The sequence below is a fragment of the Nonomuraea aridisoli genome, from assembly GCF_003236395.1.
Lineage (GTDB): Bacteria > Actinomycetota > Actinomycetes > Streptosporangiales > Streptosporangiaceae > Nonomuraea > Nonomuraea aridisoli.
This window is the reverse complement of the sequence record NZ_POUD01000047.1, coordinates 23,663-42,951: the sequence shown is the minus strand read 5'-3', so window position 1 is coordinate 42,951 and position 19,289 is coordinate 23,663. Positions and strand designations below refer to the sequence as shown.

The window sequence follows — 19,289 nt, the reverse complement described above, 5'->3', positions numbered from 1 at the left end:
CATGAGGGCGAGGGGGAGGATGGGGTGCCGCGCGTGCCGTCCCTGGGGTGGGTACGGTGTGGCGTTCGGCATGGTGGGACCCCCGGTGTTTGCCCTCGATCGACAACAGCCACGGTAACGTCCCACATCGTGACAAGTGGCGAGGTGCAGGTGAGACGGCGGCAGTGGTGGGCGTGGGCGGTGGCGGCGCTCGTCGTGGTGGCGGCCGCGACGCCGCTCGTGCACGCGTGGCTCACCAACCCCGACGACCAGCGCCTGGTCGACCTGGACGTCTACCGTACGGGCGGCCAGATGTTGCTCGAAGGACGGCCGCTGTACGACTACGTCACCCCGGCGCCGCAGTTACTGCCGTTCACGTATCCGCCCATCGCCGCGATGATCGCCGTGGTGCTGGCCAAGATGTCGTGGGAGACGGCGCAGTGGGTGTGGACGGCCGGGATCTTCGTGGCGCTGGCCGTGACCGTCGGGTACGCGTTCCGGGAGACCCTGCGCAGGGACGCGCTGCGGACGTACGCGCCGTGGGTGTTCGCGGCGCTCATGGTGATGTGCACGTACCTGATGCCGATCAGGGACCAGGTGCGGTTCGGGCAGGTGGACATCCTGCTGGTGGCGTTGTGCCTGGCCGACTGCGTGGCGCGGAGGCCGTGGTGGCCGCGCGGGTTCCTCATCGGGCTGGCCACGGCGGTCAAGCTCACCCCCGGCGTCTTCCTGATCTACCTGCTGGTCACGCGGCAGTGGCGGACGTTCTTCATGGCGTCGTTCACGGCGGCGGTGCTCACGCTGCTGCCGTTCGCGGTGATCCCGCAGGACGCGGCCGGGTTCTGGTTCTCGGCGCTGCTCGACCCCGAACGCCTCGGCGCGAACGCGGCCACCACCAACCAGTCGATGCGCGGCATGCTGATCCGGCTGTACTGGCCCGACCTGCTGACGACCGCGATCTGGGTGGTCCTGGTGGCGGTGGTCGCCTGGTACGGGTTCCGGGGGGCGCGGGACGCGTACGAGAAGGGCGATTCGATGACCGCGGTCGCGCTCGTCGGGCTCATGGCGGTGCTGCTCTCGCCGGTCGCCTGGATCCACCACCTGGCCTGGGTGGTCGTGGTGCTCGCCGCGATCGCCGGCGACGGCCGCGACCCGGTACGGCTGCGTGTGGCGGCGGGCGTGTGGCTGTTCTACGTCGTGCCGGTGCCGTGGTGGGGGGTCTCGCTGAGGGCCGCCGACATTCCGGTGGTCAGCCTGGTGCTGGGCAAGATCGTCCAGAACGGGTACGGCCTGGGAGCCCTCGCCCTGGTGTGGTTGCTGGTGTCCTGGTTGCCGAAACGGCGGCAGATCGCTTGACCGGGACGTTACCCTGCGTGCTGTGCTCATTACCGTATGGCTGATCGCGGGCCTCGTCATCGGGGTCAGCGGCGTGCTGATCGGCTACCTGGCGCTACGGGAGGCCAGGGCCACCGTGGAGGAGGGCCGGCGCATGCTGTCCCGGCAACTCAGCGAGGCCCCGGGCGACCTCAAGGCCGTCAGGGACGTCGCGGTCTGCCGCTACGACGCGCTCTCGGAGATGACCGGGCGGCTGTCGTTCTCGATCGCGATGATCAACGGGCTGGGCGACGGCATCGTGCTGACCTCTATCAACGGGCGCAGCGAGACCCGTACGTACGTGCGCCCGGTGGTGGGCGGGAAGGGCGAGGAGCCGCTGTCACCCGAGGAGGAAGAGGCCGTGCGGGCGGCCAGGCTCGGCCTCGGGCCGGTGGTCGGCTGCCGCGCGTCCGAGACGTTGTGAGGCCGGCCGCGGACATGCGGGAGACCGAAACGGTCCGTATTTACAGGACGCCGTAGGGCGAAAACGGCGACATGCGCCCCCGACCTGCGGATACTCTGGACCCATGCCCAGACTCGCCTATCTCGGACCGGAAGGGACCTTCACCGAAGAGGCCCTGAGGCTCCTCGACCCCGCCGCCGAGCGGCTGCCGTGCGCCTCCGTGAGCGCCGCGCTCAACGCCGCCCGCACGGGTGACGCCGACGGCGCCGTGGTCCCGCTGGAGAACTCCGTCGAGGGTGCGATCACCACGACGCTCGACGAGTTCGCCTGGGGCGAGCCGTTGATGATCAACGCCGAGCTGCTGCTTCCCGTGCGGTTCTCCCTGCTGGCCAGGCCCGGCACCGAGATCCCGCACATCAAGCGGGTCTACACGCATCCCGCGGCCATCACCCAGTGCCGTGCCTACGTCTCCCGCGAGCTGCCCGACGCCGTCGTGGTGGCCGCCCCCTCGACGGCCGCCGCGGCCCAGGAGGTCGCGCTGCCGGGCTCGCCGTACGACGCGGCCATCGCGGCGCCCATCGCCGGGGAGCACTACGGGCTGGTGGAGCTGGCCTCCGACATCGGCGACAGGACCGACACCGTGACCCGGTTCGTCAAGGTGTGCCGCCCAGGGGGGCCGCTGCCCGAGGCGACCGGCTCCGACCGCACCTCGCTGGTGGTCTTCCTGTCCGACGACCACCCGGGCGCGCTGCTGGAGATGCTGACCGAGTTCTCCGTACGCGGGGTCAACCTGACGCGCATCGAGTCGCGGCCGACCGGCGACGGCATCGGGCGCTACTTCTTCCACTTCGACTTCGAGGGCCACGCCGCCGACGCGCGGGTCGGCGAGGCGCTGGCGGGGCTGCACCGCATCGCCGGCGAGGTGCGCTTCCTCGGCAGCTACCCGCGGGCCGACGGCATCGCACCGCAGGTCAAGCGCGGTACCACCGACGCCGAGTTCGCCCAGGCGGGCGACTGGCTGGCGCGCATCCGCACCGGCCGGTTCTGAGACCCGCCACCATCCCAGGCGCGGCGGGCGCGCGTCACGGAAGAATAGGGGGGCGGGACGCGTCGGTACGCCGGTAGCCTTTTCTTTGTGATTGACCTGCGTACCCTTCGTGAGGATCCCGACCGGCTACGGGCGTCGCAGCGTGCCCGCGGTGAGGACGACTCAGTCGTCGACACGCTGCTCGACCTCGACGAGCGTCGGCGATCGGCGCTGACCTCGTTCGAGTCGCTGCGCGCCGAGCAGAAGAGCATGGGCAAGTCGGTCTCCAAGGCGCAGGGCGAGGAGAAGGCCGCGCTGCTCCAGCGGGCCAAAGACCTCGCGGGCCAGGTCAAGGCGGCCGAGTCCGAGGCGGAGAAACTGGGCGCCGAGCTCGACGAGCTGCTCCAGACCGTGCCCAACATCGTCGAGGAGGGCGCCCCGCCCGGCGGCGAGGACGACTACGTCGTGCTCGAGACGCACGGCGAGCCCAGGACGTTCGACTTCGAGCCGAAGGACCACCTGGAGCTCGGTGAGGCGCTCGGCGCCATCGACATGGAGCGGGGCGCCAAGGTGTCCGGCTCGCGCTTCTTCTTCCTCAAGGGCGTCGGCGCGCGGCTGCAGCTCGGCCTGCTCAACATGGCGATGCAGCAGGCCATCGAGGCCGGGTTCGTCCCCATGATCACTCCGGTGCTGGTCAAGCCGGAGACCATGCAGGGCACCGGCTTCCACGTGGCCCACGACAAGGAGATCTACCGTCTCCCCGAGGACGACCTCTACCTCGTCGGCACCTCCGAGGTGTCGCTGGCCGGCTACCACGCCCAGGAGATCCTCGCCGCCGACGAGCTGCCGCTGCGCTACGCGGGCTGGTCGTCCTGCTTCCGGCGCGAGGCCGGCTCGTACGGCAAGGACACCCGGGGCATCATCCGCGTCCACCAGTTCGACAAGGTCGAGATGTTCTCCTACGTGCGTCCTGAGGACGCCCACGAGGAGCACCAGCGCCTGCTCGCCTGGGAGAAGGAGATGCTGGCCAAGATCGAGGTGCCCTACCGCGTCATCGACACGGCGGCGGGCGACCTCGGCATGTCGGCCGCGCGCAAGTTCGACTGCGAAGCGTGGATCCCGACCCAGGGCCGCTACCGAGAGCTGACCTCGACCTCCAACTGCACCGAGTTCCAGGCCCGGCGGCTCGCCGTCCGCTACCGCGACAAGGACGGCAAGCCCCAGCACCTGGCCACGCTCAACGGCACGCTCGCCACCACCCGCTGGATCGTGGCGATCCTGGAGAACCACCAGCAGGCCGACGGCTCCGTGGTGGTCCCGCAGGCGTTGCGCCCCTACGTGGGGCTCGACGTGCTCGTGCCCGCCAAGTAGGCGCGGCGGGCGTCGTTCCGCACCAGGGCGGCGCCCGCCAGCATCACCACGGCGGTCAGCAGCACGGCGAGCGCCGTGGCCGCCGCAGGGCTGTCCGGCGTGCCCTGCGCCCAGCCGTGGAAGGGCGCGTAGACGCTCAGGTAGACCAGCGGCGCGCCCAGCGTCCCGACGGCGACCGGCACGGCGCGCGCGTTCCCCGCGACCGCCAGCACGAGACAGCCCACGGTGCTCACCGGGATCGCGACCAGGGCGGCGAGGACGAGCACCCACCCCGGGCCGTCGATGAGGAACGGCAGCGACCCGCCGGGGCTGAACAGATCGCCGGCGACCACCGGCACGCACAGACAGGCGGTAGCCGCGAAGCCCGTGTAGACGCCCGCGTAGCGGCGCAGGCCCGCCCCGACGCCGCCGAAGAGCATGCAGGCGGCCAGGAAGAGCGCCACGTTCCGTTCGAGAACCAGGTCCATCGTGGGCGGCTCGGCGCCGGGCCACCCCACCTGCCGCCAATCGCCTGACGGGTCGCGGACGAGGATGCCCGCCACGCCGTTGGCGACGATCACGACGTGCCCCTCCGGCCGGTGCTGGACGGCCAGGGCCGCCGACGCCAGGCCGCAGGCGGCGGCGCACGACTCGTCCGGGACGCCGTAGAGCCTGCCGAGGCGTTCGAGGTCGTCGGGGGAGGCGGCCCAGGAGGGGCGCCACGTGCGGCCGCCGTCGTCCGACTGCTCCACGGCCATGCGGTCCTCGGCCACCCGGTAGCAGCGCGTGGCCTGGTAGGGCACGCACTGGGCGCTGCGCGGGGACTCGCCGTCGTGGCCGCCCGGTCTCTCGGTCCAGCTACGGCCGCCGTCCTCGGAGGACCAGACGGCCGAGGCGTCGGTGCGGACGGTGATCCGGCCGTCCTCCTCGTGCACGGCGACGGCCGCGGGGCCGCCCGGGGCGGCGGAGGCGGCGGTGACGGCGAGGACGGCCAGCGGCATCGTGACGATCATCACGTGCCGGCGGTCCGGGCCGGTGCCGCGCTCGCGGACCCACCAGGCGAGGGCGAGCGCGGGCAGGGCGAGAAGATCGCTGGGATCGGCCAGGACGCGCGAAGGGCCGCCCACGAAGGTCCAGACCTGGGAGGCGAGGTCCGCGCCCGTCTCCGTCGTTTTCACGCCCGCGAAGACCACGCCGGTCAGCACGGTGGCCGCCAGGTCGGCGCGGCGCGGGAGGAACAGCGCGAGGAGGGCGGGGGCCACGAGGAGCCCGGCCACGTCGCTGAGCTTGCCCGTGACGAACCCGGGCCAGGTCTGCTTGAGCAGATGATCGTTGATCAGCAGCACGACCACCCCGGCGACGGTCACGGGGTGGCATAACCAGGCGTACCTCATGCAGAGGTTGACGGTCCGCCGGCGCGATCGGTTCGGACCGAGATCGGCCTGAGACATGCAAAGACCGGAGCCCGCTGGACGCGAACCCCGGTCTGTCTTGCCGTTACTTCAGGTCAGATGGAGCGGACCTGAGAGGCCTGGGGCCCCTTCTGGCCCTGCGTGATCTCGAACTCGACCCGCTGGCCGTCTTCAAGGCTGCGGTAGCCACTGCCGACGATCTCGGAGAAGTGCACGAACACGTCCGGCGCACCGCCGTCCGGGGCGATGAAGCCGAAGCCCTTCTCGGCGTTGAACCACTTGACGGTTCCCTGAGCCATAAAAGCTCTCCCTCAGGATGATGAATCTATGGGACCCACACCTCGTGAGTCCCGGTGTGTCGTACTGCAAGCTCCCGGGGTGGCTCAGACAAAGTCATGCTGGTTTTCACTACGGGATCAGCTAATACAACGCCATCACATCTAACACCATTCTGGCGCGTTGGTGTTCCCGTCCCTACGAAGATTTCTGTCGCGCGGCATCACCAGGCAAACTAGAACCTGTTATGCAGAGCCTTCCCCCGCCGCGTCTTGTGGCCACCGACCTCGACGGAACCGCCTTGCGCACAGACGGAACCGTGTCTCCCCGTACGGCCGCCGCCTTCGCCCAGGTCGAGGAATCCGGCAGCATGCTCGTGTTCGTGACCGGTCGTCCGCCCCGGTGGATGGGGGGCGTCGCGGGCGCCGTACGCCACCGCGGGCTCGCCATCTGCGCGAACGGAGCGCTGATCTACGACCTGCATACCGAACGGATAGTGGAATCACACCTGATCACCGTGGAGGTGCTCGAGGAAGTCATCGCTCAGCTAAGAGCGAACGTGCCCGATCTCGCATTTTCGGTCGAGTATGAAGCCGGTTTTGCGCACGAGTCCGATTTCCTCGCCACGGCGTCCGGCGGCGATTCGCTGACCGGGCGTCCGTGCGCCAAGCTGCTCGCCCGTCACCCCGGGATGGGCCCCGACGAGTTGCTGGCCATGGTGCACGGGCTCGTCGGCCACCTGGTGACCCCGACCCATTCCTCGCGCAGGGGGCTCGTCGAGATGAGCGCGCAGGGGGTGACGAAGGCGACCGCTCTGGCCGCGCTCGCCGCGGAGCACACGATCGAGCAGGCGCAGAGCGTGGCCTTCGGTGACATGCCGAACGACCTGCCCATGCTGAGCTGGGCAGGCACGTCGTACGCGGTCGCCAACGCCCACCCCGACGTGCTGGCGGCGGTCGACCACGTGACCGCGACCAACGACGACGACGGCGTCGCGCAGGTGATCGAGAAGCTCTACAGGTAGGGGCCGGAGCCGTGCGGCGGGCGCTGCTCCTCGCCCTGCGGCACACCGGGCAGCGCCCTGCGCATCTGCTCGAGCTGGGCCCGAGCGGCCATCTGCTGCGCGAACAGCGTCGTCTGGATGCCGTGGAACAACCCCTCGAGCCAGCCGACCAGCTGGGCGTGCGCGATGCGCAGCTCGGCGTCGCTCGGCGGCGTGCCGTTGTCGTCGGTGAACGGCAGCGACAGGCGCTCCAGCTCGTCCACCAGCTCAGGAGCCAAGCCGTCCTCGAGCTCCTTGATGGAGGACTCGTGGATCTCCTTCAACCGCTTGCGGCTGGCCTCGTCGAGGGGGGCCGCGCGGACCTCCTCCAGAAGCTGCCGGATCATGCTGCCGATGCGCATCACCTTGGCGGGCTGCTCGACCAGGTTGGTGACCGAGCGATCCTCCTCGCCGTTATCGCCCTGACCTTGGAAGTCGGGGCCTACCACCACGATGTGGGGGGTGTTGTTGTCCTCAGCATTCATAACACTCACCGTACTAGCAGGATCTTGCCGACGTGTTCTCCGGAATCCAACATTCGGTGTGCTTCGGCGGCGTCCGCCATGGGCACCTCGGCGTGCACCACGGGACGCACGGCACCCGCTCCGACCAGCGGCCAGACGTTGTCGACGACGCTGCGGACGATGACGCCCTTCTCGTCCACCGGACGGGCGCGCAGGGTCGTCGCGTGCACGGCCGCCCGCTTGGCGAGCATGGCGCCGAGGTCGAGCTCGGCCTTGCGTCCGCCCTGCAGGCCGATGATGACGAGCCGGCCGCCGGTCTTCAGCGCCTTGACGTTGCCCGCCAGGTATTTCGCGCCCATGATGTCGAGGATGACGTCGGCGCGCACCTTGTCGGCGAAGTCCTCCTCGCGGTAGTTGATCACCTCGTCGGCGCCCAGCGCCCTGACCCGCTCGGCCTTCTCGGCCGAGCCGACGGTGGTGACGACGTGGGAGCCGAGCGCCTTGGCGAGCTGGACGGCGAACGTGCCGATGCCGCTGGCCCCGCCGTGCACGAGCAGCGTCTCGCCCTTGCGCAGCCGGCCGATCATGAAGACGTTGGACCACACCGTGCAGGCGACCTCAGGCAGGCCCGCGGCCTCGCGCAGCGGCACCCGCTCCGGCACCGGCATGACCTGCTGCCAGGGCACCGCTACGCGCTCGGCGTAACCGCCGCCGGCCAGCAGGGCGCACACCTCGTCGCCCGGCTTGAACTGCTCGACGTCGGCCCCGACCTCGGCCACCACCCCCGAGACCTCCAGCCCGGGATAGGGGGACGTGCCGGGAGGCGGGTCGTAGAAGCCCTGACGTTGCAGGACGTCCGCGCGGTTGACCGCCGAGGCGGTCACGTCGATGAGGACGTCTCCTCGCTCCACGCGGGCGTCGGGCACCTCGCGCCACTTCAGCACCTCAGGTCCGCCGGGCTCGGCGATCTCAATGGCTCGCATGTGAACCACGGTAGCCGGGCAAAGAAGTGGTGAGTTGCCGGGCTGCACGGTAAGTGATGGCGTTACCCTGCAAGGTATTTGCTGCCCCTTTAGACCCACCCGAGGGGGAACACGGTGGCAAGACACGATCGAGAAGAATCTCTCGAGGAACAGCTGGCCTGGCTCGACGCGATCAAGGAGACGGAGGAGACGACGCCGGTCTCCGTCGGCGCCCCTTCCGCGTCGGCGGACGAGCCGGTGGCTTCGCCGTACCCCAAGGACCCCTGGCGGCTGGTGACCCCGCCAGAGACGCCGGCACCGCCGCTGTTCCGGGCCGCGGCCGAGTCCGTGCACGACCTCGCGCCCGAGCCCGGGGAGGACGTCGCCGAGGACGCCGACGAGACCCGCGCGGTCGCCAGGGAGGAGCTCGCGCCGCAGAGCTCCTCCGACGACGCGTTCCTCGCGCCGCTGAAGCCGCTGCCGCGGCCGGACGACACCGACACCTACCGGTTGTCGTTCACGCCGCCGAAGCCCGCCGCCGAGCAGCCCGAGGAGATCGAGGGGCGGTCGTGGTTCGGCGACAAGCCGGCCCCGGCGGATGGGGACGACGGCGAGCGGACCTCGTGGGGCGAGACCCAGCCGCGCGTCCCGCAGTGGCCGGAGCGGCCGGAGCCCGAGGAGGAGCGCCCGGCCGAGCCGCCGCAGCCGCCGCAGTGGGCGGAGTCCTCCGAGACGTTGCCGCGCACGGACCCGCCGCAGTGGCCGGCCGCCGCCGCGCCGGAGCCCGAGCCGCGGGAACGTTCCCCGTGGCCCGAGCCGCCCCAGGAGCGCCCGCAGTGGACGGGCCCGGAGGAGAGCCCGCAGTGGACAGGGCCGCAGGAGCGCCCCGGGTGGACGGGCGCGGAGGAACGGCCGCAGTGGGCGGATCCGCAGGAGCGTCCCGAGTGGACGGGGCCGCAGGAGCGGCCAGAGCCGGTGGAAGCACAGGAACGTCCCGAGTGGACGGGGCCGCAGGAGCGGCCAGAGCCGGTGGAAGCACAGGAACGTCCGCAGCAGTCTCCGGACCAGGCCGAGTCGACCGAGCGCCCGGGCGAGCGCCCGCGGCCGAGTGAGCAGCCCGAGTGGCGGCCCGCCGACCGGGACATCCCGGCGACGCCGCCGCGCCACCGCCCGGCGCCCGTCCACGTGTTCAACGCCCCGCCGCGGCCCCCGGTCACCGGCCGGCCGACCGTGGACAGCCTCGACCCCGACACCCTGCTGCGCGGACGCCGTAACGCCCCCGCCAAGGGCTGGCGACGCCTGGTGTACAAGGCGTCCGGCGGCTGGATCAAGCCGGGCGAGGCGCCGGAGGTGCGCCGCCGCCGCGAGCTGATCAACAGGGCCCGCACCCCCGTCACCACCGGCCACCACCGCGTCGCCGTGCTGAGCCTGAAGGGCGGCGTGGGCAAGACCACCACCACGGTCGGCCTGGGCGCCACGCTGGCGCAGGTGCGCGGCGACCGCGTGATCGCCGTCGACGCCAACCCCGACCGCGGGACGTTGTCGGACAAGCTCGTCCTGGAGACCTCGGCGACCGTGCGCGACCTGCTCAACGAGCGCGAGCAGGTCAAGAGGTACGTCGACATCAGGGCGTTCACCTCGCAGGCCCCCTCACGGCTGGAGGTGCTGGCCTCGGACCGCGACCCGTCGGTCTCGGAGGCGTTCAGCGGCTCCGACTACCAGGCCGTCGCCGAGGTGCTGGAGAACTTCTACTCCATCTGCATCACCGACTGCGGCACCGGCCTGCTGCACTCGGCCATGGGCGGCGTGCTCGGGATGGCCGACCAGATCGTGCTGGTCAGCTCGCCGTCGGTGGACGGTGCGCGGGCGGCCTCGGCGACGCTCGACTGGCTGGAGGCCCACCACTACGGCGACCTGGTGAAGAACGCCACCGTGGTGTTGTGCAGCGTCAGGCCCCGGTCGAAGTCGGCGGTCGACATCAAGAAGCTGGAGGCCCATTTCGCCGCGAGGTGCCGCGCGGTGGTGCGGGTGCCGTACGACCCGCATCTGGAGGAGGGCGCGGAGATCGACCTCGACCGCCTCCAGGAGCCGACGCGCGAGGCCTACCTGCAGCTGGCCGCCAGCGTGGGCGACGGTTTCACCGCCCTGCGCGAGTGAGCGGAGGGTGTGGGATTCGAACCCACGAGGCCATCGCTGACCTGGCCGCTTTCAAGGCGGCTGCACTCGTCCACTATGCGAACCCTCCCGTGTGCGGAAACCACGATAGCGGCTGTGGTGGCGAGGAGGTACGGTCAGCCGAGCTTCGCCAGCAGCCACTTGGGGCCGGCGGTCTCGGCGCCCAGCTCGGCCACCCGGTCCTTGAGCGCCCGGTCGGCGGTGACGACGAGGACGCGCTCCCACGGCTTGGCCCGGCGTACGACGTCGACGATGGCGTCGTCGCCGCTGCCGGTGGCCGCGACGACCTGGATGCCGGGCACGTCGGGGGCGCTCCTGGCCGCGCCCTCGACGACCGCCACGATCCGCGGGTACCACTGCGCCAGCACCGGGTGTTCCAGCCGGAGGCCGGCCACGTCGTGGAGCAGCCGGGTGGCCGCGCCCAGGCGGTCGCGCCACCAGCCGTGCTCGGCCCGCGCGCCGACGATGTTGGCCACGTCGAGCACGATGGTCTCCGGCTTGATGGCGCCCTGGATGTGCTGCCAGGTGGCGGCGAAGCCCGGATGCAGGCGGCGCTCGGCGACCTCGGGCAGCGGCAGCCAGCGCATCTCGGTGCTCTCGCTGTTGGCGGGCGCCGCGGCGAGCAGCTCGTGCGACTCGGCGATCACCGTCTCGAACGCCCACCCTCCGTGGTCGTCGAGGTAGACGCCCTGCACCCGGAATCCGTCGCCGCCGAGCGCGGCCTCCTCGCGGGCCTCGCGCAGCGCGCCGGCGACGGCGTCCTCGTGGCTGTCGCGTGCTCCGCCGGGCAGCCCCCAGGTGCCGCCGTGGTGGCTCCACCAGGAACGTTTCTGCATGAGCACGTACGGCGTGCCGACCTCGTCATGGTGGACGAGCAGCAGCCCTGAGGCACCGTGGATGCCCCAATGCCGGTGACCCTGGGCGCATTCGGTCCAGCCGTCGCCGTCCTGAACAGCCATGAGCGCGTCCTCTCAGCCTCCGCCCTTGCTGAAGTGCTGGAAGTCCTTGGTGCCGGACCAGTAGCCGCCCCACTCCCAGCCGACCTGGGCGAAGGCCTTGACGACCTTGTCCCCAGGATTGATCACACCTTTACCCTTTGTCGGGCGTTCAGTGAACTTTCTGGCATTGTCGTGGGCGGTGTCGCCGTCCGCGGTGACATATGGGTTCTGGCGCGGATTGATGTCTATGGCCTCACCGTACGCGTGGTTGGACCAGCTGGTCGAACCGGTCGCCTGGCGGCAGTTGAAGGCCGAGGTGTTGTTGGCGTCGATGGAGTCGAAGTCGTCGGCCTTGTAGGCGTCGACCAGCTTCATCTGGTAGATCGGCCAGCGCCAGTCGTAGAGCTTCCTGAAGACGGTGACGATGTCGTCGGTGACGGTCTTGCGCACGACGAGCTCGCCGGTGTGCGGTTTGTCGTCGAAGCCCCAGTAGGTCAGCGTGACCAGGCGCAGATCCCGGTAGTGAACCGGGCAGCCGGGCCGCCAGGAGTAGGGCAGCCGGTCGCGCGAGACCCGCGAGACCTTCGCGGTGAACTCGGGCGGAGCCGTCGGGCTCGGCGTCGCGGTGGTCGGCGAGCCGGTCGTCCGCTCGGCTGACGGCTCGGGTGTCGGTGATTGCGGCGCCGCGGGCGCGGACGTCGCGGGTGGTGCGGCGGCCGGATTCGCCGCGCCGCACGCAACGGACGCGATGACCGCGAACGCCAGGGCGGCTGAACGTTTCATCTAGCCACCATACGCGACGTCCGGCCAGGTCAGGGGACTATCAGGACCGTACGCCGGGCCCGTTTGGCGAGCTTCGAGGCCACCGAGTGCCGCCACGGCGAACGCGAGCGCCCCACCACGATCGCGTCCGCCATGTACGTGCTCGCCAGCGTCTCCAGCTCGCGGGCCGCGTCCCCCCGCATGCTCACGTACGCCCACGGGACCGCGGCGCCGCGCAGTTCCTCGCGCAGGTCGTCGCGCAGGTCGGTGGCCGAGTCGGGGATGACCGGCGACCCGGCGAAGAACCACAGGGTGGCGCTGTTGAGCGACTCGACGAAGGCGACGAGCAGCGCGGCGTCGTCCCGGCGGGCGAGCCCGGCCGCGTACGCGAGCGCGTTGCGGCTCGGGCCCGACCCGTCGAAGCCCACGACGAGCAGGCCGGCTCCGTCCTTGCCGATCTCGAACCGCCCGCTGGGGCGCCGGCCTGACGCCGGTTCCCATCGGGGGTCCTCGCCGATGCCGAACACGGCACGTCCCGGGTCAGACGTCCGCGTGCTTGCCGCGGGAGGCCAGTTCGCGCAGCGCGTCGGCCGCGTAGATCACCAGGGCCACGAACCCGAGCCCGGCGAGGCCGCCGCCGACCCACAGGTCGTTGACGGTCGCGTCGGCGTACTCGTCGCCGCGCGGCTGGTAGCCGACCGCGAACGGCGCGGCGACCAGCCAGAGGCCGCCGAGGAACAGCAGGGCCAGGGCGGTGACGCCCACTTTTGCTCTCATCGGGTCTCCTCCACTCCGACCAGGGAACCCCTGCCGTTCTGGCGGTGCTCGCCGCCGGGGCGCGAGGGGGTGTTCAAGTCTTCACGCAGCGCCTCGACCAGCGGCGCCAGCAGGCTGGCCAGCTCGGCGGAGGACGCCTGCGGCGGCGCGGGGGCGGGCTCGGGCTCCGGCTCGGGCTCCGCCTTGGGCTTCGGCACCACCAGTCCGCGCACCACCAAGGTCTCGTAGATGGCCAGCACGAAGGCGATCACGCCCAGGAGGCCGACGACGGCCACGCCGAGACCGGTGAAGAACTCGGTCGTGGTGGCGTCCGTCCAGTCGGCGTCCTCGGGCTGCGTACCGAGGGCGAAGGGCGCGATCATCAGCCACAGTCCGGCCAGCACGGCCAGGGCTGCGGCGACCGCGCCTACGAACTTGCGAATCATTAAGAGATTCCTCCTGATACGAGGTCTTTTTCTGGTGGCGAAGCCTGCGCGATCAGCGCCCGTGACGTGGGCCGCAGGACGGTCTGCGCCACCGTCCTGGCCCGTTCGCGTTCGGGGCGGTCGTCGGGCGGCGCCATCTTGGCGACCGCGGTGAGCAGCGCGGAGCGCTCGCCGTTCACCCGCTCGACGCGCTGGGCGATGAGTTCGAGCAGCAGACCGGCCAGGACCAGGTCGTCCTTGCTGAGCGGCTTCGGCGCGGGCGCGGTGGGCGTGCTGCTGCCGCGCAGCGGCAGCTCCTTCAGGAAGAGCGCGGCCAGGAAACCGAGCAGCGCGATGGGCACGCCCACCAGGAACACGGTCTCCAGGCCCCGGGTGAACGACTCCAGCACGATGGTCTTGATCGGCCCGGGCAGGTGCTGGATGGCGTCGGGGCTGCCGAGCTTGACGTCCCCGCCGCCGGGCAGCGCGATGTGCGCGTCCTTGAGCATCTCGGCCATCTCGGCCTTGAGCCGGTTGTTCAGGATCGCGCCGAAGGCCGCCACGCCCACGGCGCCGCCGAGGGACCGGAAGAACGACACACCGGAGGTGGTGGCTGCCATGTCGCGCAGCCCCGAGCCGTTCTGGGCGGCCAGGATGAGCATCTGCATCGACATGCCGAGCCCGATGCCGAGGATCGCCACGTCGAAGCCGATGACCCACTGGCTGGAGTCGACGTGCAGCCGGGACAGCAGGAAGAGCCCCAGGGCCACCAGCAACATGCCGGCGACGGGGAAGATCTTCCACTTGCCGGTGTCCGTGACGATCTTGCCGGAGATCACGCCGGACAGGAAGAGCCCGAACACCATGGGCAGCGTCATCAGGCCCGAGTTCGTCGGGCTGAGGCCCTTGACGATCTGCAGGTACTGCGGCAGGTAGATCATCGCGCCGAACATCGCCATGCCGACGAACAGCGAGGCGAGGCTGGTCAGCACGAACGTACGGTTGCGGAACAGCCGCGGCGGCAGGATCGGGTTGCGCGCGGTCCGCTCCGACAGCACCGCCCCGGCGAGCATGAGCAGGGTGAACGCCGACAGCGCGTACGTCCAGAACGAGTTCCACTCGAACTCGGTGCCGCCGAGCGTCAGCAGCAGCATGAGGCCGCTCGCGCTGGCCGTGATGGTCGTGGCGCCCCAGATGTCGATCGAGGTGTTCCGCTTGACCGGGGGAAGTCGCAGAACCCGCTGGATCACCAGGAACGCCACCAGGGCGAACGGCACGACCACGTAGAAACACCAGCGCCAGCCGAGCCAGTCGGCGTCCACGATGAAGCCGCCCAGCAGCGGCCCCGCCACGGTGGAGATGCCGAACACGGCGCCCATGTAGCCGGAATAGCGGCCGCGCTCGCGCGGGGAGACGATGTCCCCCAGGATCACCTGCGACAGGGCCGACAGACCGCCGACGCCGAGGCCCTGGACGGCACGGGCGGCGATGAGCTGCCCCATGTTCTGGGACAGGCCCGCCACCAGGGACGCCGCGACGAACAACCCAAGAGCGGTCTGGAAGAGCAGCTTGCGCCCGAACAGGTCGGACAGCTTGCCCCACAACGGCGTGGACACCGTCATCGTCAGCATGGTCGCGCTCGCGACCCATGAGTACTGGTCCTGACCGCCAAGCTCCCCCACGATCGTCGGCAGCGCCGTGCCTACCACCGAGGTCGAAATCATCGACGTGAGCATGGCGAGCATGAGCCCGGACATGACCTCGAGGATTTCGCGGTGGGTGTATTGCCGCCTCGCGGGGGATGCGGCCTGCGCTTGGGCTACCAAGACACCACATCCCCTTCTCACACATTGAGCCGGATTGAGTATACGACCGTTTACTAGCCGCGCGGTAAGTCAGGGGTTCGTTGAGTAGAGTGCGGGCATGAGTCCCCAGGTGACTGAGGCCAGGCCGCGCGACCGCGAGGCCACCCGGGAGCGGATCCTCCAGGCCGCACGCGAGCTCTTCAGCGAGCACGGTTACGAACAGGTGACCGTGCGCATGATCGCGGCCGAGGCCGATGCCAACATCGCGCTCGTCGGGCGCTACTTCGGCTCCAAGGCCGGCCTCTTCGCCGCCGTGCTGCAGGGTGAGCCGACCTTCGCCAGCCTCTTCGAGGACGACGGCGAGTGGCTGCCGCGCCGGCTGGCCGTATGGGCGGCCGAACGCATGCAACACCCGCCAGAGAGCCCCATCCTGCGCACGCTCGAACGGTTCGCCGGTCATCCCGAGGTGGAGGCGGCCGCCCGTGAGCGCATGATCACGGCGGTGCTCAGCCCGCTGGAGGCCAAGCTCTCCGGGCGCGACGCGGCCTCTCGGGCCCGCATGGCCGCCTCGGTCTTCCTGGGCATCGGCGCCATGCGCCGCCGCGTCGGCCCCCAGAAGGCGACCCCGGCCGACATCGAACGGCTGACCGCCGTCTTCGAGGCGTGCCTCGCCGACGACGTGAAAGCCGACGGCGTGAAATAAGGGCGCGGGCTCGGCTGTTGGCATATGCCAGGTCGAACCGGCTCTTGCGAAAGGCGCGTACACATGGCTCTGCCGCTGTCCATCCTTGATCTGGCGCACATCGGCGAGGGCGAGACGGCGGGTGAGAGTTTCGCCGCGAGCGTGGCGCTGGCCCAGCGTGCCGAGGAGCTGGGCTACCTGCGCATCTGGTACGCCGAGCACCACAACATGGACAGCATCGCCTCGTCGGCGACCAGCGTGCTCATCGCCCACGTGGCCGCGCACACCCGGACGATCCGCCTCGGATCGGGCGGCGTCATGCTGCCCAACCACTCCCCGCTGACCATCGCCGAGCAGTTCGGCACGCTGGAGACGCTTCACCCCGGGCGCATCGACCTCGGCCTCGGCCGGGCTCCCGGCAGCGACCAGAACACCATGCGCGCGCTGCGCCGCAGCCCGTCGTCGGCCGACTCCTTCCCGCAGGACGTGCTGGAGCTGCAGGGCTACCTCACGGGCGAGACGCTGATCCCCGGTGTGCACGCCACCCCCGGCAAGGGCACCGACGTGCCGCTGTACATCCTCGGGTCCTCGCTGTTCGGCGCGCAGCTGGCCGCCACGCTCGGCCTGCCGTACGCGTTCGCCTCCCACTTCGCGCCCGGCGCGCTGGAGGAGGCGGTCGCGCTCTACCGGCGTGAGTTCAAGCCGTCGGCCCAGCTCGACAAGCCGTACGTCATCGCGGCGCTCAACGTGATCGCGGCCGACACCGGCGAGGAGGCGCAGGAGCAGTTCCTGGCCTCCAAGCGGCAGCGGGTGACGAAGTTCCTCGGCCGGGGGCGCACGTTCACGACCGAGGAGGCCGACATGATCCTCCAGTCGCCGGCCGGTCAGCAGATCGTTCAGATGGCGAAATACTCCGCCGTGGGCGACCCCGGCGAGGTCAAGGCGTACATCGACTGGTTCGCCGGCCACGCCGGGGCGGACGAGCTGATCGTGGCCTTCTCCGCGCCCGACAGGAAGGTGTGGATGCGCTCCGCCGAGCTGCTGGCCGAGGCCCACGGGCTCGGCTAGGCCCTCAGTCGGCGACCAGCCGCGAGCCGCCGCGTTCGTGCTCGCGCTGGCGCCGCACCACGTACGTGCCGGGGGCGCAGCCCAGCGCGCCGTGCTCCGGGTGCAGCAGGTAGACCGGTGCCGAGGCGGTGAACGCGCCGAGGTCCTGCCAGTGCGGGCGGCGTGGCGTCCAGCGGCACGTGCCCGGCTCGGCGACGAGCAGGTGCGTGTTGCCTCCGGCGCCGCCGCGCAGCAGCTCGACGCCCTCCGGGGGCACGTGGCGGGCGCCGGTCTGGTCGATCTCGCCGGGGACGGGGATGACGATGAGGTCGCCCTGGGCCTGCAGGCCGTCGAGGACGGGGATGTGCAACGACTGCTCGACCTGGTCGAGCACGGACATGTCAGTCATGAGATCACCTTCAGGTTCTGCGCAGGAGCCGGGAGTACTGCTCGGCCGACAACCCGTAGGTCCAGCCGGCGGCGGCGACCGGGTCGCCGAAATACGGGGGCACGGTGAGGCCGTACTGCCTGCGGCTCCCGTCGCGTTCGAGTGAACCGTTGACGGCCAGGAGCACCCTGCTGCTCCCGCCCGAGTCGAAGAGCCGCAGCTCGAAGCCCGGATTGCCGGGGTCGGGCGCGCGGGCGACCAGCCGCAGCCCCGCCCGCTCGACGTACGCGCTCCAGCCGAGGCGCTCGATCGCGCACCGCCTGACCTCGACGTTCGGCTCGTCGGCGATGCGTTCGGGGGTCGGATCGGTGAGCACCCAGGCGGGCACCCGGGTGCCGTGCAGGGCGTTGACCTGCCAGCCGTCGGCGTACCGGATGGCGGGGCCGTCCGGGTTGTGCAGCCGGGCGCCGTGCTCCTCCGTGTGCAGGGCGACGGGCCGCTCCGAGACGACGCAGACGTGCTGTCTGGGCCACCACCAGTGAGCCGACGCCGCCACGCGTGCCCACAGCCCGAGCTGGTGGAGCTGCCCGGCGGTGAACGACACCCCGGCGACGCGGCGCAGGGCGTCGTAGTGGGCGATCCAGGAGACGTACTGGGTCTCGTACCAGCGGCTGGGGTGGGTGCGGTCGAGCGCCGGCAGGAGGCAGGCGTTGATCGACTGGACGAGCGGGAGCCACAGCAGCCGGTAGAGCTCCTGGGCGATCGGCTGCCGTTCGCGCTCGATCCGCAGGTCGACGGCCGCGCACAGCTCGGCCCTGAGCGCGCGCAGCCGGGTCGGCACCGGCCAGGCGTCAAGGCGTTGGACGGTTTCGGAGTGGGCCGCCCCCGGCGGCATCGTCTCCACGGCGGCGGCCGGTGAGGCGACCCAGTGGAACCGCGGCGGGGACAGGCCGATCAGGCGGTAGAGCCCGGAGATGGCCGCTTCGGCGGCCGGACGGTCGGCGGGGCGCGTCGAGAGCGCGTGGCCCAGCCATTGTTCGCGGATCGCGGCGGCTTCGTGCCGCACCATGGCGCTCACCGGAGAGAGGCGGCGTCGCCTCCAAACGTGATCATGGGTGAAATGGTGACAGAACGGCGGCGCCGTTGTCTAGATGCTGCGGTGTGTGCTGACGGCGGCGCGCAGCTCGGCGAGCCTGGCGCCGATGGAGGCGTCGACGGCCAGCGGGTCGCGGGCGTTGAGTTCCTCCATCTTGCGGCGCTCGGGCGTCTGGGTGTTGACGTCGATCTGCCGGCGTTCGAGCCCTTGCATGATCTCGGCCGCGACCACGTCCACGGGGCGCAGGTCGTAGCCGAGGTCCGCGCCGGCCTGGGTGGTCGCCATCATGGGCGTGTCGACGGGGCCCGGGTAGACGGTGGCGACGTGCACGCCGCTGCCGTACAGCTCGCGCCGGACCGCCTCGTCGAAGCGGGTGAGCCCGGCCTTGGTGGCCGCGTACGGCGCGTAGAACGGCCTGCCGACCAGGCCGGAGGCCGAGGCGATGCCGACGAGCGCGGCGTTCCCGTGCCGCGCGCCGGCCTCCCGCAGGTACGGCAGCGCCGCCCGGGTGGCCAGGATCGGGGCGAGCAGGTTGAGCCTGATCATGGCCTCGATGTCGGCCACGTCGATGTCCTCCAGCGCCGCCGCCCGGACGTTCCCGGCGTTGTTGACCAGGACGTCGAGGCCGCCGAGCGCCGCGGCGGCCGCGCGGACCACGCGCTCGGGCTCGCCTCCGGCGGTGAGGTCGGTGGTGATCGTGTGGGCGGTGCCGCCGCGTTCGGTGACCATGGCGGCGGTCTCGGCGAGCGGGCCCGGGCGGCGACCGGCCAGCGCCACGTGGCCGCGGCGGGCGGCCAGTTCGAGTGCGAGCGCGCGGCCGATGCCGCTGCCCGCCCCGGTGACCAGGGTGCGGCGGCCTTGCAGATCAAGATGGGAAGAGCTCATCGTAGGCTCCTGGATATGGCGAACGGCCAGGTGGAAGGGCA

21 protein-coding genes and 1 tRNA gene are annotated in these 19,289 nt (G+C 71.1%); 8 read left to right on the top strand and 14 right to left on the bottom strand.

Annotation, left to right across the window (positions count from 1 at the left end):
• Positions 1-129 precede the first annotated feature (129 nt).
• From C1J01_RS14110 to serS, 4 genes are all read left to right on the top strand, one after another.
• On the top strand, positions 130-1,335 hold the full coding sequence (locus C1J01_RS14110; protein WP_235854433.1) for a glycosyltransferase 87 family protein: 1,206 nt from the start codon (positions 130-132) through the stop codon (positions 1,333-1,335).
• A gap of 22 nt (positions 1,336-1,357) precedes the next feature.
• The gene (locus C1J01_RS14105) at positions 1,358-1,777 is read left to right on the top strand and encodes a DUF4446 family protein (RefSeq protein WP_111179406.1); all 420 of its coding nucleotides are present in this window, start codon (positions 1,358-1,360) and stop codon (positions 1,775-1,777) included.
• Between the two features lie 103 nt (positions 1,778-1,880).
• Positions 1,881-2,804, top strand: coding sequence for a prephenate dehydratase (gene pheA, locus C1J01_RS14100; RefSeq protein WP_111179405.1), 924 nt, complete (start codon positions 1,881-1,883; stop codon positions 2,802-2,804).
• A gap of 87 nt (positions 2,805-2,891) precedes the next feature.
• Entirely contained in the window at positions 2,892-4,154 is a 1,263-nt protein-coding gene (serS, locus tag C1J01_RS14095; protein WP_111179404.1) for a serine--tRNA ligase, read from the top strand.
• On the opposite strand, the gene C1J01_RS14090 is transcribed toward serS, so the two are convergent.
• Both C1J01_RS14090 and C1J01_RS14085 read right to left on the bottom strand, forming a co-directional pair.
• Positions 4,118-5,527: a hypothetical protein gene (locus tag C1J01_RS14090; protein WP_146615586.1), complete on the bottom strand. Its 1,410-nt coding sequence runs from the start codon at positions 5,525-5,527 to the stop codon at positions 4,118-4,120. The genes serS and C1J01_RS14090 overlap by 37 nt on opposite strands.
• 113 nt (positions 5,528-5,640) lie before the next feature.
• Complete coding sequence (locus C1J01_RS14085; protein WP_020542378.1) at positions 5,641-5,844, bottom strand: cold-shock protein; 204 nt, start codon at positions 5,842-5,844, stop codon at positions 5,641-5,643.
• A gap of 251 nt (positions 5,845-6,095) precedes the next feature.
• Between C1J01_RS14085 and C1J01_RS14080 the strand changes: the two genes are divergently transcribed.
• Positions 6,096-6,845 carry an HAD family hydrolase gene (locus C1J01_RS14080; protein WP_328589631.1) on the top strand — a complete coding sequence of 250 codons (750 nt, stop codon included), beginning with the start codon at positions 6,096-6,098 and terminating at the stop codon, positions 6,843-6,845.
• Here C1J01_RS14080 and C1J01_RS14075 read toward each other — a convergent pair.
• A complete protein-coding gene (locus C1J01_RS14075) occupies positions 6,836-7,348 on the bottom strand; it encodes a bacterial proteasome activator family protein (protein WP_111179401.1) in 513 nt (170 codons plus the stop codon). The genes C1J01_RS14080 and C1J01_RS14075 overlap by 10 nt on opposite strands.
• 5 nt (positions 7,349-7,353) lie before the next feature.
• Positions 7,354-8,310, bottom strand: a complete 957-nt coding sequence (locus tag C1J01_RS14070; protein WP_111179400.1) for an NAD(P)H-quinone oxidoreductase — start codon at positions 8,308-8,310, stop codon at positions 7,354-7,356.
• 114 nt (positions 8,311-8,424) lie between these two features.
• Between C1J01_RS14070 and C1J01_RS14065 the strand changes: the two genes are divergently transcribed.
• Positions 8,425-10,446 carry a MinD/ParA family ATP-binding protein gene (locus C1J01_RS14065; protein WP_235854432.1) on the top strand — a complete coding sequence of 674 codons (2,022 nt, stop codon included), beginning with the start codon at positions 8,425-8,427 and terminating at the stop codon, positions 10,444-10,446.
• Position 10,447: 1 nt separating this feature from the next.
• On the opposite strand, the gene C1J01_RS14060 is transcribed toward C1J01_RS14065, so the two are convergent.
• The 7 genes from C1J01_RS14060 to C1J01_RS14030 all read right to left on the bottom strand — a co-directional run bounded on the left by C1J01_RS14060 (position 10,448) and on the right by C1J01_RS14030 (position 15,171).
• Positions 10,448-10,534: transfer RNA gene (locus C1J01_RS14060), tRNA-Ser, on the bottom strand.
• Between the two features lie 46 nt (positions 10,535-10,580).
• Positions 10,581-11,423 carry an NUDIX hydrolase gene (locus C1J01_RS14055; protein WP_111179399.1) on the bottom strand — a complete coding sequence of 281 codons (843 nt, stop codon included), beginning with the start codon at positions 11,421-11,423 and terminating at the stop codon, positions 10,581-10,583.
• 12 nt (positions 11,424-11,435) lie between these two features.
• Complete coding sequence (locus C1J01_RS14050) at positions 11,436-12,185, bottom strand: M15 family metallopeptidase (RefSeq protein ID WP_181448742.1); 750 nt, start codon at positions 12,183-12,185, stop codon at positions 11,436-11,438.
• A gap of 29 nt (positions 12,186-12,214) precedes the next feature.
• Positions 12,215-12,691 carry a universal stress protein gene (locus C1J01_RS14045; protein WP_111179398.1) on the bottom strand — a complete coding sequence of 159 codons (477 nt, stop codon included), beginning with the start codon at positions 12,689-12,691 and terminating at the stop codon, positions 12,215-12,217.
• Between the two features lie 13 nt (positions 12,692-12,704).
• Positions 12,705-12,941 (bottom strand): hypothetical protein, encoded by a 237-nt coding sequence (locus tag C1J01_RS14040; protein WP_111179397.1) that lies wholly within the window; start codon positions 12,939-12,941, stop codon positions 12,705-12,707.
• On the bottom strand, positions 12,938-13,366 hold the full coding sequence (locus tag C1J01_RS14035; RefSeq protein WP_111179396.1) for a hypothetical protein: 429 nt from the start codon (positions 13,364-13,366) through the stop codon (positions 12,938-12,940). The genes C1J01_RS14040 and C1J01_RS14035 overlap by 4 nt, the downstream gene beginning before the upstream one ends.
• Entirely contained in the window at positions 13,366-15,171 is a 1,806-nt protein-coding gene (locus C1J01_RS14030; protein ID WP_111179395.1) for an MDR family MFS transporter, read from the bottom strand. The genes C1J01_RS14035 and C1J01_RS14030 overlap by 1 nt, the downstream gene beginning before the upstream one ends.
• 97 nt (positions 15,172-15,268) lie before the next feature.
• Between C1J01_RS14030 and C1J01_RS14025 the strand changes: the two genes are divergently transcribed.
• A complete protein-coding gene (locus C1J01_RS14025) occupies positions 15,269-15,853 on the top strand; it encodes a TetR/AcrR family transcriptional regulator (RefSeq protein ID WP_111179394.1) in 585 nt (194 codons plus the stop codon).
• Positions 15,854-15,916: 63 nt separating this feature from the next.
• Positions 15,917-16,900, top strand: a complete 984-nt coding sequence (locus C1J01_RS14020; RefSeq protein WP_111179393.1) for an LLM class flavin-dependent oxidoreductase — start codon at positions 15,917-15,919, stop codon at positions 16,898-16,900.
• A 4-nt stretch (positions 16,901-16,904) separates the two neighbouring features.
• Here C1J01_RS14020 and C1J01_RS14015 read toward each other — a convergent pair whose 3' ends face one another.
• The 3 genes from C1J01_RS14015 to C1J01_RS14005 form a co-directional block, all read right to left on the bottom strand.
• Entirely contained in the window at positions 16,905-17,288 is a 384-nt protein-coding gene (locus tag C1J01_RS14015; protein WP_111179392.1) for a DUF8820 family protein, read from the bottom strand.
• A 10-nt stretch (positions 17,289-17,298) separates the two neighbouring features.
• Positions 17,299-18,336 carry a DUF6745 domain-containing protein gene (locus tag C1J01_RS14010; RefSeq protein WP_220039907.1) on the bottom strand — a complete coding sequence of 346 codons (1,038 nt, stop codon included), beginning with the start codon at positions 18,334-18,336 and terminating at the stop codon, positions 17,299-17,301.
• A gap of 78 nt (positions 18,337-18,414) precedes the next feature.
• Positions 18,415-19,248 carry an SDR family NAD(P)-dependent oxidoreductase gene (locus C1J01_RS14005; protein WP_181448741.1) on the bottom strand — a complete coding sequence of 278 codons (834 nt, stop codon included), beginning with the start codon at positions 19,246-19,248 and terminating at the stop codon, positions 18,415-18,417.
• Positions 19,249-19,289: the final 41 nt, after the last annotated feature.